This window comes from Agromyces seonyuensis (assembly GCF_009789225.1).
Taxonomy (GTDB): Bacteria; Actinomycetota; Actinomycetes; order Actinomycetales; family Microbacteriaceae; genus Agromyces; species Agromyces seonyuensis.
The window spans coordinates 17,431-30,777 of sequence record NZ_WSTA01000005.1 but is presented as its reverse complement, the minus strand read 5'-3'; the positions used below and the strand labels follow the sequence as shown (position 1 = coordinate 30,777).

General features: G+C 69.7%; 12 protein-coding genes and 2 tRNA genes. 10 read left to right on the top strand and 4 right to left on the bottom strand.

Going from position 1 to position 13,347, the window contains the following annotated elements:
- Positions 1-7 precede the first annotated feature (7 nt).
- Both GB864_RS02090 and GB864_RS02085 read right to left on the bottom strand, forming a co-directional pair.
- Positions 8-1,117, bottom strand: a complete 1,110-nt coding sequence (locus GB864_RS02090) for a DNA adenine methylase (RefSeq protein WP_160422694.1) — start codon at positions 1,115-1,117, stop codon at positions 8-10.
- Positions 1,118-1,216: 99 nt separating this feature from the next.
- A tRNA-Gly gene (locus tag GB864_RS02085) sits at positions 1,217-1,290 on the bottom strand.
- A gap of 206 nt (positions 1,291-1,496) precedes the next feature.
- Between GB864_RS02085 and GB864_RS02080 the strand changes: the two genes are divergently transcribed.
- From GB864_RS02080 to clpX, 5 genes are all read left to right on the top strand, one after another.
- A tRNA-Pro gene (locus tag GB864_RS02080) sits at positions 1,497-1,570 on the top strand.
- Between the two features lie 50 nt (positions 1,571-1,620).
- Positions 1,621-3,087: a trigger factor gene (gene tig, locus GB864_RS02075; RefSeq protein ID WP_160422693.1), complete on the top strand. Its 1,467-nt coding sequence runs from the start codon at positions 1,621-1,623 to the stop codon at positions 3,085-3,087.
- A gap of 169 nt (positions 3,088-3,256) precedes the next feature.
- Entirely contained in the window at positions 3,257-3,871 is a 615-nt protein-coding gene (locus tag GB864_RS02070; RefSeq protein WP_272898135.1) for an ATP-dependent Clp protease proteolytic subunit, read from the top strand.
- A 28-nt stretch (positions 3,872-3,899) separates the two neighbouring features.
- Positions 3,900-4,571: an ATP-dependent Clp protease proteolytic subunit gene (locus tag GB864_RS02065; protein ID WP_160422691.1), complete on the top strand. Its 672-nt coding sequence runs from the start codon at positions 3,900-3,902 to the stop codon at positions 4,569-4,571.
- Positions 4,572-4,736: 165 nt separating this feature from the next.
- Entirely contained in the window at positions 4,737-6,014 is a 1,278-nt protein-coding gene (clpX, locus tag GB864_RS02060; protein ID WP_160422690.1) for an ATP-dependent Clp protease ATP-binding subunit ClpX, read from the top strand.
- Between the two features lie 243 nt (positions 6,015-6,257).
- Here the strand turns inward: clpX and sepH are convergent, their stop codons facing one another.
- Positions 6,258-7,379, bottom strand: coding sequence for a septation protein SepH (gene sepH, locus GB864_RS02055; protein ID WP_160422689.1), 1,122 nt, complete (start codon positions 7,377-7,379; stop codon positions 6,258-6,260).
- A gap of 205 nt (positions 7,380-7,584) precedes the next feature.
- On the opposite strand from sepH, the gene GB864_RS02050 reads away from it, so the two are divergent.
- Positions 7,585-7,881 (top strand): DUF4193 domain-containing protein, encoded by a 297-nt coding sequence (locus tag GB864_RS02050; protein WP_160422688.1) that lies wholly within the window; start codon positions 7,585-7,587, stop codon positions 7,879-7,881.
- A 13-nt stretch (positions 7,882-7,894) separates the two neighbouring features.
- Here the strand turns inward: GB864_RS02050 and GB864_RS02045 are convergent, their stop codons facing one another.
- Positions 7,895-8,338 (bottom strand): DUF3093 domain-containing protein, encoded by a 444-nt coding sequence (locus tag GB864_RS02045; RefSeq protein WP_160422687.1) that lies wholly within the window; start codon positions 8,336-8,338, stop codon positions 7,895-7,897.
- Between the two features lie 62 nt (positions 8,339-8,400).
- On the opposite strand from GB864_RS02045, the gene dut reads away from it, so the two are divergent.
- The 4 genes from dut (at position 8,401) to GB864_RS02025 (ending at position 13,286) form a co-directional block, all read left to right on the top strand.
- Positions 8,401-8,868: a dUTP diphosphatase gene (dut, locus tag GB864_RS02040; protein WP_160422686.1), complete on the top strand. Its 468-nt coding sequence runs from the start codon at positions 8,401-8,403 to the stop codon at positions 8,866-8,868.
- Positions 8,865-9,485, top strand: a complete 621-nt coding sequence (locus GB864_RS02035) for a DUF3710 domain-containing protein (RefSeq protein WP_336603839.1) — start codon at positions 8,865-8,867, stop codon at positions 9,483-9,485. Before dut ends, GB864_RS02035 begins: the two co-directional genes overlap by 4 nt.
- 5 nt (positions 9,486-9,490) lie before the next feature.
- On the top strand, positions 9,491-10,303 hold the full coding sequence (locus GB864_RS02030) for a DUF3159 domain-containing protein (RefSeq protein ID WP_160422738.1): 813 nt from the start codon (positions 9,491-9,493) through the stop codon (positions 10,301-10,303).
- Positions 10,304-10,457: 154 nt separating this feature from the next.
- Positions 10,458-13,286, top strand: a complete 2,829-nt coding sequence (locus tag GB864_RS02025) for an aconitate hydratase AcnA (RefSeq protein ID WP_160422685.1) — start codon at positions 10,458-10,460, stop codon at positions 13,284-13,286.
- Positions 13,287-13,347 lie beyond the last annotated feature (61 nt).

The window sequence follows — 13,347 nt, the reverse complement described above, 5'->3', positions numbered from 1 at the left end:
GCGTTCCTCACGCGATGGCGGAGGGTTCCGCGCGTCGCAGACGCAGCGCCGACGTCGTCGCGGGCGTGGCCGCGGCCGCCGCCACGGCTGTTTCGACGCGCTCCCGGGAACCCGCGATGAAGAGGTATTCGGTATTGCGCAGGTGCGAGACGGTGCCGACCTTCTCGCCCGCCTGATTGTGGATGCCGATCTGCGCGCCCACGTAGCGCTTGGCGTCGAACTCGAGCAGCTCGACGTGCTCGTGGCCGGCGTCCAGCAATGCGCGTCGCAGGTCGTCGGCGCCGACCCAGGACTCGTCGTTGTACGAGAGCACGACCGTGTCGGCACGGGCATCCAGGATGACTCGGCGGAGCGCCCCCGGCATCTGCCGTTTGCGGTTGAACACCGACGCGGTCGACGGGTCGCGGGCGTCCAGGCGCTTGCGCGCGACGCCGTAGGGCTCGGGGGCGTCCCAGCGCACGAGGGTCTCCCACACGTGGTAGTTCGTGAAGTAGCGGTGCTGGTTGTACGGCGGGTCGAGGTAGAGCAGGTCGGTGCGGGGGAGTGCGGCCGCGAGCTCGGTCGCGTCGCCCTGGATCGCGACGCCCGCGCCGGGCAGCAGTTCGGGCATCCGCAGCTCGAGGTCGCGCGCCGATCGCGGCGCCCACTGCTTGAGGTACGCCATCTGCACGCCGGTCGTCGAGTCGACGCGGTCGGCGGCGAGCAGCAGGGCGCTGAGCAGCACCGGATGCAGCGCCGTGCCCGCGTACACGGCCTCGATGCGGTCGCGCACGGCGTCGATGCGGCGGGCGTTCTGCGGCTGGAAGAAGCGGGCGTCCTCGCTGAAGTGCGCCGTGACGTAGCCCGCACGGCCCGGCAGCGCGTTGAGCTCGTCGAGCGCCGATGCCACTTCGTCGAGGTCGACGTCGGCGGCGTCGAGGGCGATGAAGCACTCCGCGAGCACCCGGCTGTAGCTCGCGACATCCACGGCGGTGACCTCGAGCCCGCGGCGCTTGAACTCCTGCGCGACCCGGGTCGTGCCGGTGAAGAGGTCCACCGCGCTCCGCGCCTCGACCGCCTCGGCGATGCGGCCGAGCACCGGCACCATGGTGCGCTTGGACCCCAGGTACTTGATCATCGGATCGTCGCCCTCGGTGCCGCGGTCATGACTCGAACCTAGCCCAGGGGGCGTCGGCGACGATCGGAACGGCTTGGAATGCACGCCGCGACGGGCTCGTGGAGGGGATGACGGGAATCGAACCCGCGTGATCAGTTTGGAAGACTGAGGCTCTACCATTGAGCTACATCCCCGTCGGCCCGGTTTCTCGGGCCTCGGCAATCCTACAAGATGCCGAGGGGCGATCCGTGCACGCGGGCTCGAAGTCGCGCTCCGGTCATCCTGGATGACCCCCACGAACGCCCCCGGGCGCGTGCAGTAGACTGGCGGACGGTCCGCCGTCGGTTCGCGCGCCCTGCGCGCGGTGCCGGCATTGCGGTCCACGAGTTGAGGCACGGCTCGGGGCGTAGCTCAGCTTGGTAGAGCGCCCGCTTTGGGAGCGGGAGGTCGCAGGTTCGAATCCTGTCGCCCCGACGAGTCGTGCGACTCGACACGTACTTCCACGAACCAGGAGAACTTCAGACATGCCGACCACTTCGGTTGAGAAGCTGAGCCCCACTCGCGCCAAGCTCACCATCACGGTGACGCCGGACGAGCTGAAGCCCAGCATCAAGCACGCCTACGAGCACATCGCCGAGCAGGTCAGCGTGCCCGGCTTCCGCAAGGGCAAGGTGCCGCCGCCCATCATCGACCAGCGCGTCGGTCGTGGCGCCGTCATCGAGCACGCCGTCAACGAGGGCCTCGACGGCTTCTACCAGGCCGCCGTCGCCGAGGCGGGCGTGCGCCCCCTCGGCCGTCCCGCCGCCGACATCGTCGAGTGGCCGAACGAGGCCGACTTCTCGGGCGACCTCCTCCTCGCCATCGAGGTCGACGTCCGCCCCGAGATCGAGCTGCCGAAGTACGACGGCCTCGAGATCGAGGTCGCCGACGCCGTCGCCGCCGACGACGAGGTGCAGGCCGAACTCGACCGCATCCGCAGCCGTTTCGGCACGCTCATCTCGGTCGACCGCCCCGCCAAGACCGGCGACTTCGTGACCCTCGACCTCGTCGCCAAGATCGGCGACGAAGAGGTCGACACCGCCGCTGGCATCTCCTACGAGGTCGGCTCGGGCGAGCTGCTCGCGGGCATCGACGAGGCGCTCGACGCCCTCTCGGCCGGCGAGACCACGACCTTCGAGTCGAAGCTGCTCGGCGGCGAGCACGAGGGCGAGACCGCCGAGATCACCGTGTCGATCGAGGCCGTAAAGGAGCGCGAGCTCCCCGAGGCCGACGACGACTTCGCGCAGATCGCGAGCGAGTTCGACACCTACGAGGAGTTCGCCGCGTCGGTCGCCGACCAGGTCGCCAAGTCGAAGGTCTTCGGCCAGGGCTCTGAGGCGCGCGACAAGCTCGTCGAGGTCCTCCTCGAGGCCGTCGAGATCCCGATCGCCGAGTCCGTCATCGAGGACGAGGTGCACCGTCACCTCGAGTCCGAAGGCCGTCTCGAAGACGACGAGCACCGCGCCGAGGTCACCGAGGCGAGCCAGAAGGCGTTCCGCACGCAGATCCTGCTCGACGCGATCGCCGAGGCCGAAGAGGTCAAGGTCTCGCAGGAGGAGCTCACGCAGTACCTCATCCAGGGTGCCGCGCAGTACGGCATGCAGCCGGGCGAGTTCATCCAGGCGCTGAGCGAGCAGGGCCAGATCCCCGCCATGGTCGGCGAGGTCGCGCGCAACAAGGCGCTCGCCGTCGCGCTCGGCAAGGCCGTCGTGAAGGACGCCTCGGGCAACCCGGTCGACCTCGGTGAGTTCGTCGCGATCGCCGACGACGAGGACGAGGCCGAGGAGGCCCCGGCCGAGAAGCCGGCCGCCAAGAAGGCTCCGGCCAAGAAGGCGCCCGCCAAGAAGGCCGCCGCGAAGCCGGCCGCCGACGAGGCCGAGACGCCCGCCGAAGCGCCCGCCAAGAAGGCTCCGGCCCGCAAGGCGCCTGCCAAGAAGGCCGACGCCGAGTAATCGGACGAACGCACGCACGAAGGGATCGGACGCACTGTCCGGTCCCTTCGTCGTTCCCCGGGGAACGACGCTCCGAGGCATCCGAACCCCGCTCGGGATGCCCCGTCGCCGCGGTTCATCCGCCTACGGCGAACAGCGGGGAGCGGCCGCGTTCCAACGGATAGATTCGATGCAACGCGACAACGAAACGGAGCGAGGAATGGCCGAACCGTCACTGTCCCCCAGTGTTTTCGATCGACTGCTGAAGGACCGCATCATCTGGCTCGGTTCGGAGGTGCGCGACGACAACGCGAACGAGATCGCCGCGAAGCTCCTGCTGCTGGCAGCGGAAGACCCGAAGAAGGACATCTACCTCTACATCAACTCGCCTGGCGGCTCCATCACGGCCGGCATGGCGATCTACGACACGATGCAGTTCGTGCCCAACGACATCGTCACGGTCGGCATCGGCATGGCGGCCTCGATGGGGCAGCTGCTGCTGACCGCCGGCACCAAGGGCAAGCGCTACATCACGCCGAACGCGCGCGTGCTGCTGCACCAGCCCCACGGCGGATTCGGCGGCACCGCGAGCGACATCCAGACCCAGGCGGCGCTGATCCTCGACATGAAGAAGCGTCTCGCCGAGATCACCGCGGCGCAGACCGGCAAGTCGGTCGAGCAGATCAACGCCGACGGCGACCGCGACCGCTGGTTCACCGCGCAGCAGGCGCTGGAGTACGGCTTCGTCGACCACATCCGCGAGTCCGCGCTCGACGTGGCCGGCGGCGGCGGAACGAACGCGTAAGGGCATCGAGGAAGAGAGAGAACGACACATGGAAATCCCCGCCTTCGGCAGTACCGCGCACGGCGGCCTGCAGGCGCCCGGTTCGCGCTACATCCTGCCGAGCTTCGAAGAGCGCACCGCCTACGGCTACAAGCGCCAGGACCCCTACGCGAAGCTGTTCGAGGACCGCATCATCTTCCTGGGCGTCCAGGTGGACGACGCGTCGGCAGACGACATCATGGCGCAGCTCCTCGTGCTCGAGTCGATGGACCCCGACCGCGACATCATGATGTACATCAACTCGCCCGGCGGCTCGTTCACGGCCATGACGGCGATCTACGACACGATGCAGTACATCCGTCCGCAGATCATGACGGTCGTGCTCGGCCAGGCGGCCTCGGCCGCGGCGGTCATCGCCGCCGCCGGCACCCCCGGCAAGCGACTCGCCCTGCCGAACGCCCGCGTGCTGATCCACCAGCCCGCGGTCGGCGAGGCCGGCCACGGCCAGGCCTCCGACATCGAGATCCAGGCAGCCGAGATCATGCGCATGCGCACGTGGCTCGAGGAGACGCTCTCGAAGCACTCGAACCGCTCGATCGCGGAAGTCAACAAGGACATCGACCGCGACAAGATCCTCTCCGCGGCCGAGGCCAAGGACTACGGGCTCATCGACCAGGTCCTCACGACCCGCAAGGTGCAGGCGCCGGCGATCGGCCGCTGACCTCCACGACGCGCTGACAGGCGCCCGGCTCCGGCCGGGCGCCTGTTCGCGTTCACGGAGGGCGAACGGTTCGCCGGGCGGCGCGCCCGTCCCCGTTTCGCCGGGTTCCGCCCCGAGGGCCCGGATGCGGGTTAGGCTCGAACCACGGTCCGGAGGGAGGCTGGGATGGCACGTATCGGAGAGAGCGCCGATCTGCTCAAGTGCAATTTCTGCGGCAAGAGCCAGAAGCAGGTCCAGCAGCTCATCGCCGGTCCCGGCGTGTACATCTGCGACGAGTGCGTCGAGCTCTGCAACGAGATCATCGAAGAGCGGCTCGCCGAGAACGGCGCGGAGACCGCCGGCGAGTTCGAACTGCCGAAGCCGAAGGAGATCTTCTCCTTCCTCGAGGAGTACGTCATCGGCCAGGACGCGGCGAAGCGTTCGCTGGCCGTCGCGGTCTACAACCACTACAAGCGCATCCGCGCCCACCAGGCGCTCACCCCGGCCGAGCAGAAGCGCGACGAGGTCGAGATCGCCAAGTCGAACATCCTGCTGATCGGCCCCACGGGCTGCGGCAAGACCTACCTCGCGCAGACGCTCGCGAAGCGCCTCAACGTGCCGTTCGCGGTCGCCGACGCCACGGCGCTCACCGAGGCCGGCTACGTCGGCGAGGACGTCGAGAACATCCTCCTGAAGCTCATCCAGGCCGCCGACTACGACGTCAAGCGGGCCGAGACGGGCATCATCTACATCGACGAGGTCGACAAGATCGCCCGCAAGGCCGAGAACCCGTCGATCACGCGCGACGTCTCCGGCGAGGGCGTGCAGCAGGCGCTGCTGAAGATCCTCGAGGGCACGGTCGCCTCGGTGCCGCCGCAGGGCGGCCGCAAGCACCCGCACCAGGAGTTCATCCAGATCGACACGACGAACGTGCTGTTCATCGTGGCCGGCGCCTTCGCGGGCCTGGAGGACATCATCTCGGCGCGCGCCGGCAAGCGCGGCATCGGGTTCGGCGCCCACCTGCACGACAAGGCGGCCGAGGCCGACCTGTTCAGCGAGGTGCTCCCCGAAGACCTGCACAAGTTCGGGCTCATCCCCGAGTTCATCGGCCGTCTGCCCGTCGTGACGACCGTCTCGCCGCTCGACCGCGATGCGCTCATGGAGATCCTCACGGAGCCGCGCAACGCGCTCGTGAAGCAGTACCAGCGCATGTTCGAGATCGACGGCGTCGCCCTCGACTTCGAACAGGAGGCGCTCGAGGCGATCGCCGACCTCGCGGTGCTCCGCCAGACCGGCGCACGCGGGCTCCGGGCGATCATGGAGGAAGTGCTCGGCCCGATCATGTTCGAGGTGCCCTCGGCCACCGGCGTCGCCCGTGTGGTCGTCACCCGTGCAGCCGTCCTCGACAACGCGGCCCCGACGATCGTGCCGGCCAAGCCGCGCCGCCAGGAGAAGTCGGCCTAGTCGGCCCTCCGGGTGAGCGGTCGGCGGAAGCGCCGGCGATCGCCTTCGGGATGCTTGGGCGCGGGTGCGCCTCGAGGCCGATTCGGTCCGTGCCGCACCGCTGGTCGGGCCGACCGTGTCCGCCGTCCTTCGTGCGGGGGAGTCACCTCGGCGGACTGCCGGAGACGCGCTGCATCACCGGCTCGCAGCAGCGCTCCTGCTCCGGCGTTCGTGAGCGGCGCGTCGCTGCGCGGCCGCGCCCGCTCAGGCCAGGTCGTCGTCCGTGCGCGCGCCGAAGACGATCTCGTCCCAACTCGGCATCGACGCGCGGCCCTTCTTCTGCGCCCGGGCGGGCTCGGCAGGCGCACTCGTCGCGACGCCCTTGCCGCCCCACAGGGAGCGTGCGGCGGCGTTGCCGACGCGCTGGCGCTCCTGCTTGACGTCGTCCTGGGCGTCGGCCTCGACCTCGACGAGAGGCTGGGGCTCGGCGACGGGTGCAGGCGTCTCGGCCTCGGCGACGGGCTCCTGGCGCGGCACCCCCGACGACGGCGACGCGGGCTGCTGCTGCGCCTCGCGCTCGCCCCGGCGGCGCCGGAGCGCCTCGAGGAGGTCGGCCGTGTCGCCGAGCTGCGCTTGCGGCTCGTCGGCGCGCTTGATCGCGGCGCGGGTGGCCGCGGGGCTCGACGTGGAGCGGGCCTGGGGCGCGTCGCTCGCCTGCGGCTCGACGTCGCCGGCCTCGATGGCGAAGGCGCCCGAGTCGAAGCGCGATTCGTCGCCGGGCTCCACGGCGACGGCGCGCAGGCGCGGGATGAGCGCGGCGGGGCGCGGCTCGTGCTGCTGCGAGAGGGTCGTGGCCTCGGGGTTCGCCGGAACGAGCGACTGACGGCGCGCGTCGAAGCTCCAGCGGGCATCCCGGTCGACGCCGTCGACGGTGAACTCGAGCTTGACCATCCAGCCCGTCTCCTCGTCCTTCCAGCTCGCCCAGCGCTCGCCGCTCGCACCGAAGCCGGCGAGGCGTTCGCGGATGGCGGTGCCGAACGTGGTGGGTTCGTCGATCGGGTCGAACGGGCCGATGGTCTGCACCGGCACGGCCAGCGCGGTCGTGACGATGTGCTCGCGTTCGGCGAGCACCGGTCGTTCGAACCGGCGGATGTAGTCGAGGTCGGCACCGGTCACCCGGGCGACGTCCTCCGCTGAGAGTCCACTGCGAATCCTCGCCTGCACTTCGCGCGGCGAGAGCTTCACGCTCCCCGGAGGGATGGGTGCCGAAGGCGTGCGCAGGCGCGACAAGAGCACCTCGTCGACCGCGATCCGGAACCGTTCCCCGTCGTCCGAGGCGGCCACGATCGCGCCCCCTTCCACGCCGATCACCGTGAGTTCCTGCATGGCGAGCCCTTCCGTGCGGTGTTGCTGACGCCTAGAATGCCACGGGCCTCTGGTCACGTTCGGGAATAGACGGGGCGTGCCGGAAGTTCAGGGGGAATGACGAGAAACGCGCGGCGGCGGGGGTGTTTGCCATGCCACGTGTTTTATTGCAGACTATGGCCGCCGATCGAGGCGATCGGTCGGCGCTAGACGGAAATGGATGGGAATGGCAACGGATTACGACGCCCCTCGCAAGACCGACGACGACGGTTCGGAGTCGATCGAGGCGCTGAAGGAGCGGGTTCCCGACAAGATGTCGGGGGTCGTGGATGTCGACGACGCCGACAACCCCGGTGGGTTCGACCTCTCCGGTGCGGACCTCTCGGACGTCGAGCTCGACGTCGTGGTGCTGCCGCCGCAGGCCGACGAGTTCACCTGCATGAGCTGCTTCCTCGTGAAGCACCGCTCGCAGATCGATCACGACACCAAGCTCGGACCGATCTGCAAGGAGTGCGCCGCCTAAGGCAGCTCCACGCTCAGGAAGGCCGTCGCGATCCGTTGATCGCGGCGGCCGTTTCGTTGGGCCGACGGGTCGAGACGAGCCAGTACGGCACCGGGTCGGCCTCGTCGACGACGGGAATGCGCACCACGGGGTGCACCCAGCCGCGCAGCACGAGGTACGCCCGCGCGTCGAGGCCGGTGCCTTTCTCGCGGATCGCCGCGGCGCCGTCGAAGCCGGCGACCTCGCCGACGTGCGCCAGTTCGATGCGCGCTGCGCCGGCGCGGAGCATCCCGTCGCCCACCTCGATCACGGGCGACGTCGCCCACAGCGCGACCGCCGTGATCACGTACACGAGGATGCCGATCACGATGCCGAGCCACAGGGCGATCGGCGTGAAGATCAGGATGCACGCGGGGATCAGCAGTGCGGTGGCGATGAAGATCCAGGGCGTCGGGACGAGTTTCTCGCGGTACGGCATGGGTCTATTGCATCATCCCGCGATGGGGCGGACGCCCGCCCGGCCTGCACTACCCTCATGGGGTGACCGAATCCGTCGAAGTGCTCATCGCCGCGGGTGCCGAGGGCGCCGTCCCCCAGTACGCCCACCCCGGCGACGCGGGCGCCGATCTGCACGCGAGCGAGTCGCTCGTGCTCGAGCCGGGCGAACGCGCCTCGGTCGGCACCGGCGTCGCGATCGCGCTGCCCGACGGGTACGTCGGGTTCGTCGTGCCCCGATCCGGCCTCGCCTTCAAGCACGGCATCACCATCGTCAACGCACCCGGCACCATCGACGCGGGCTACCGCGGCGAGATCCGGGTGGCGCTGCTCAACACGGATGCCCGCGAGCCGCACCGCATCGACGCGGGCGACCGCATCGCCCAGCTCATCGTGATGCCCGTCAGCCGCGCCAGGTTCATCCCCGTCGACCGGCTGCCCGGCAGCGAGCGCGGCGAGGGCGGCTTCGGCTCGACGGGGTTCGGCAGCGAGAAATCAGGAGTGAACGCGTGAGCGACAACGAGAACGTCGACGTCCCGGTCGACCAGCCCAAGTCCGCGCCCGAGGACCGCGCCGAGAACGGCCCCCTCGACGAGTCGGAGGCGAACCCGGTCCGCCCCTACGTCGACCTCGGCGGCGTGAAGATCCTGCCGCGCGACGGCCTGCACGTCCGCCTCGAGATCGAGGAGGGGTCGAAGCGCGTCGTCGCCATCGGCCTCGACTTCGCGAACTCGACGCTGCAGGTGCAGCCGTTCGCGGCACCGCGCAATTCGGGCCTCTGGCACGAGATCCGCGCGCAGATCTCCGAGCAGATCGCCCGCCAGGGCGGCACGACGACGCAGCGCGAGGGGGCGTTCGGTCCCGAACTGCTCGCGCAGATCCCCGTCGTCGCCGGACAGGGCGGCACCCCGCAGTTCCGCCTCGCACGCTTCATCGGCGTCGACGGCCCGCGCTGGTTCCTCCGCGGCGTGATCGCCGGCGAGGCCGCGGTCGACCCGTCGGCGGCCGCGCAGGTGGAAGACTTGTTCCGCTCGATCGTCGTCGTCCGCGGCAACGCCCCGATGCCGCCGCGCGACCTCATCCCGCTGCGGATGCCCGCGCAGGCGTCGGGCGCCCCGACCCCGAAGTGAGCGCCATGTCGGATGCCTCGGGGCGCGACGAGCGCGAGGAGACGACGGACGCCGCGCCGGCGTCCCCGGCGGAGTCCGGCGGGGACGCCGCGTCGGAGCCGAGCACGGGGGAGGCGTTCCGCGAGCAGCTCGCGGCCGCCGCCGAGCGCTCCGGCCTCGGCTCGCTCGCCCGCGACGAGAAGCTCGACGGCCGCGAGGTCCTCAAGGCGATCGGCGGCGTGCGCGGCATCCTCGAGGCGCTCGTGCCGGGCCTCGTCTTCCTCATCGTCTACACGGTGCTCACGAGCTTCCTCGGCCAGGAGTCGGGGGAGGCGCTCGTGCCGTCGCTCGTGGCATCCGTCGGGCTCGCCGTGGTGTTCACAGTGGTGCGACTGGCGACGAAGAGCCAGCCGACGCAGGCCATCGGCGGTCTCCTCGGCGTCGTGCTCTCCGCGGCGCTCGCGCTCTGGACGGGCGACGCGCGCGACAACTACGTGCTCGGCTTCTGGACGAACAGCGCCTATGTCCTCGGGCTGCTGATCTCGCTCTTCGTGCGCTGGCCGGCCCTCGGCCTCATCGTGGGTGCCCTCATGGGCGACGGTGTCGCCTGGCGCACCCGCCCGCGTCAGTACCGCCTCGCGCAGGGGCTCACCCTGCTGTGGATCGGCCTCTTCGGCGCCCGGCTCCTCGTGCAGGTCCCGCTCTACCTCGCCGACAACGTGCAGGCGCTCGGCGCGATGCGCCTGTTGATGGGCGTGCCGCTCTATGCGCTCGTGCTGGTCTTCACCTGGCTCATCGTCCGGGCCGCGTGGTCGGCCGAGCCGAAGCCGGCGCGGTGATACAGTTATCTCGACATCGAGATAAATAGTCGGCACTCCCTGGGCCGCACTCGATGGGCGGAATCGTGAGGCTTGCCTTACTGGTGGCGACGATTCCGTTGCAAGACAATTGAGTTTGCGCCGCTCCGTCGCGGCGAGGCCAGAGGAGGGCAGCGTGTCTGCAGTCAACAGTTTCGGAGCGAAGTCGACGCTCCAGGTCGGTGAGGAGACCTACGAGGTCTTCCGAATCGACACCGTCCCGGGCTACGAGAAGCTGCCCTTCAGCCTGAAGGTGCTCCTCGAGAACCTCCTCCGCACGGAGGACGGCGCCAACGTCACCAAGGAGCAGATCGAGGCGCTCGGCAGCTGGGTGCCCTCGGCCGATCCCGACACCGAGATCCAGTTCACGCCGGCCCGCGTGGTCATGCAGGACTTCACCGGCGTGCCCTGCATCGTCGACCTCGCCACCATGCGCGAGGCGGTCACCGCCCTCGGCGGCGACCCCGCCAAGATCAACCCGCTCTCGCCGGCCGAGATGGTCATCGACCACTCGGTCATCGCCGACCTCTTCGGCACCGAGAACGCCCTCGAGCGCAACGTCGAGATCGAGTACGAGCGCAACGGCGAGCGCTACCAGTTCCTCCGCTGGGGCCAGACGGCCTTCGACGACTTCAAGGTCGTCCCGCCGGGCACCGGCATCGTCCACCAGGTCAACATCGAGCACCTGGCCAAGGTCATCTACGACCGCACCGTCGACGGCGTCCTCCGCGCCTACCCCGACACCTGCGTCGGCACCGACTCGCACACGACGATGGTCAACGGCCTCGGCGTGCTCGGCTGGGGCGTCGGCGGCATCGAGGCCGAGGCCGCGATGCTCGGCCAGCCCGTGTCGATGCTCATCCCGCGCGTCGTCGGCTTCAAGCTCACCGGCGCTATCCCCGCCGGCGTCACCGCGACCGACGTCGTGCTCACGATCACCGACATGCTGCGCAAGCACGGCGTCGTCGGCAAGTTCGTCGAGTTCTACGGCGCCGGCGTCGCCTCGGTGCCCCTCGCGAACCGCGCCACGATCGGCAACATGAGCCCGGAGTTCGGCTCGACCGCCGCGATCTTCCCGATCGACGACGTCACGCTCGACTACCTCCGCCTCACCGGCCGCGACGAGAAGGCCGTCGCCCTCGTCGAGGAGTACGCCAAGCTCCAGACGCTCTGGCACGACGCCGACAGCGAGCCGGCCTTCAGCGAGTACCTCGAGCTCGACCTCGGCACCGTCGTCCCCTCGATCGCCGGCCCGAAGCGTCCGCAGGACCGCATCCTGCTCTCGAACGCCAAGGAGCAGTTCAACGTCGACCTGACGAACTACGCCGACGACGACCACGACCTCGTCGACCTGACGATCTCCGAGTCGTTCCCGGCCTCCGACCCGCCCGGCCTGTCGCCGGAGGACGAGTACAGCCACCACGAGCACCACCACCACTCGCACGCGCCCCACTCGGTCTCCAAGCCGACGAAGGTCACGCTCGCCGACGGCCCGAGCTTCACGCTGAACCACGGCTCCGTCGCCCTCGCCGCGATCACGTCGTGCACGAACACGTCGAACCCCTCGGTCATGATCGCCGCGGGCCTGCTCGCGAAGAAGGCGCTCGACAAGGGCCTGAAGTCGAAGCCGTGGGTCAAGACCACCCTCGGCCCGGGCTCGAAGGTCGTCACCGACTACTACGAGAAGTCCGGGCTCGACAAGGCGCTCGAAGGCCTCGGTTTCTACACCGTCGGCTACGGCTGCACCATCTGCATCGGCAACTCGGGCCCGCTGATCGAAGAGGTCTCCTCGGCGATCAACGACAACGACCTCGCCGTCACCGCGGTGCTCTCGGGCAACCGCAACTTCGAGGGCCGCATCAGCCCCGACGTGAAGATGAACTACCTCGCCTCCCCGCCGCTCGTCGTGGCGTACGCCCTCGCCGGGACGATGAACTTCGACTTCGAGAGCGACGCGCTCGGCACGGACGCGAACGGCGACGCCGTCTTCCTCAAGGACATCTGGCCCGCGCCCGACGAGGTGCAGGAGATCATCGACGCCTCGATCTCGCGCGAGCAGTTCATCAAGCAGTACGCCACCGTCTTCGACGGCGACGAGCGCTGGACGAGCCTGCCCACCCCGACCGGTCCGATCTTCGAATGGGACGCCGACTCGACCTACGTCCGCAAGGCCCCGTACTTCGAGGGCATGCAGATGGACCTGACCCCGGTCGCCGACATCTCCGGCGCCCGCGTCATGGCGACCCTCGGCGACTCGGTCACGACCGACCACATCAGCCCGGCCGGCAGCATCAAGGGCGGCACGCCCGCTGCGCAGTACCTCCGGGAGCACGGCGTCGCGCAGAAGGACTTCAACTCCTACGGCTCGCGCCGCGGCAACCACGAGGTCATGATCCGCGGCACGTTCGCGAACATCCGCCTGAAGAACGAGCTCGTCGCCGCGGTCAACGACGGCCAGATCGTGGAGGGCGGCTACACCCGCGACTTCACCCAGGCCGAGGCGCCGCAGTCCTACATCTACGACGCCTGCAAGAACTACGAGGCGCAGGGCACCCCGCTCGTCGTGTTCGGCGGCAAGGAGTACGGCTCCGGCTCGTCGCGCGACTGGGCGGCCAAGGGCACGAGCCTCCTCGGCGTGAAGGCCGTCATCACCGAGAGCTTCGAGCGCATCCACCGCTCGAACCTCATCGGCATGGGCGTCGTCCCGCTGCAGTTCCCGGCCGGCGAGAGCTGGAAGTCGCTCGGCCTCGACGGCACCGAGGTCGTCTCGATCACGGGCCTCGAGCAGCTCAACGAGGGCGTCACGCCGAAGACCGTGCGCGTCGTCGCCGCGCCCAGCGAGCACTCCGCCGCGGGCAAGGAGACGGTCGAGTTCGACGCGGTCGTCCGCATCGACACGCCCGGTGAAGCCGACTACTACCGCAACGGCGGCATCCTGCAGTACGTGCTCCGCAGCCTCGTCTGACGAAGCGCATCCAGGGGGCGGGCGATCCGGACGGATCGCCCGCCCCCTCCTTGTTCGCCGA

What these genes read in the sequence shown, in the direction of transcription:
- GB864_RS02045 (WP_160422687.1), bottom strand. Translation starts at nt 8,338, where the DNA reads ATGCCGTACCGCGAGAAACTCGTCCCGACGCCCTGGATCTTCATCGCC.
- GB864_RS02070 (WP_272898135.1), top strand. Translation starts at nt 3,257, where the DNA reads ATGCAACGCGACAACGAAACGGAGCGAGGAATGGCCGAACCGTCACTG.
- clpX (WP_160422690.1), top strand. Translation starts at nt 4,737, where the DNA reads ATGGCACGTATCGGAGAGAGCGCCGATCTGCTCAAGTGCAATTTCTGC.
- GB864_RS02065 (WP_160422691.1), top strand. Translation starts at nt 3,900, where the DNA reads ATGGAAATCCCCGCCTTCGGCAGTACCGCGCACGGCGGCCTGCAGGCG.
- GB864_RS02030 (WP_160422738.1), top strand. Translation starts at nt 9,491, where the DNA reads ATGTCGGATGCCTCGGGGCGCGACGAGCGCGAGGAGACGACGGACGCC.
- tig (WP_160422693.1), top strand. Translation starts at nt 1,621, where the DNA reads ATGCCGACCACTTCGGTTGAGAAGCTGAGCCCCACTCGCGCCAAGCTC.
- sepH (WP_160422689.1), bottom strand. Translation starts at nt 7,379, where the DNA reads ATGCAGGAACTCACGGTGATCGGCGTGGAAGGGGGCGCGATCGTGGCC.
- GB864_RS02050 (WP_160422688.1), top strand. Translation starts at nt 7,585, where the DNA reads ATGGCAACGGATTACGACGCCCCTCGCAAGACCGACGACGACGGTTCG.
- GB864_RS02090 (WP_160422694.1), bottom strand. Translation starts at nt 1,117, where the DNA reads ATGATCAAGTACCTGGGGTCCAAGCGCACCATGGTGCCGGTGCTCGGC.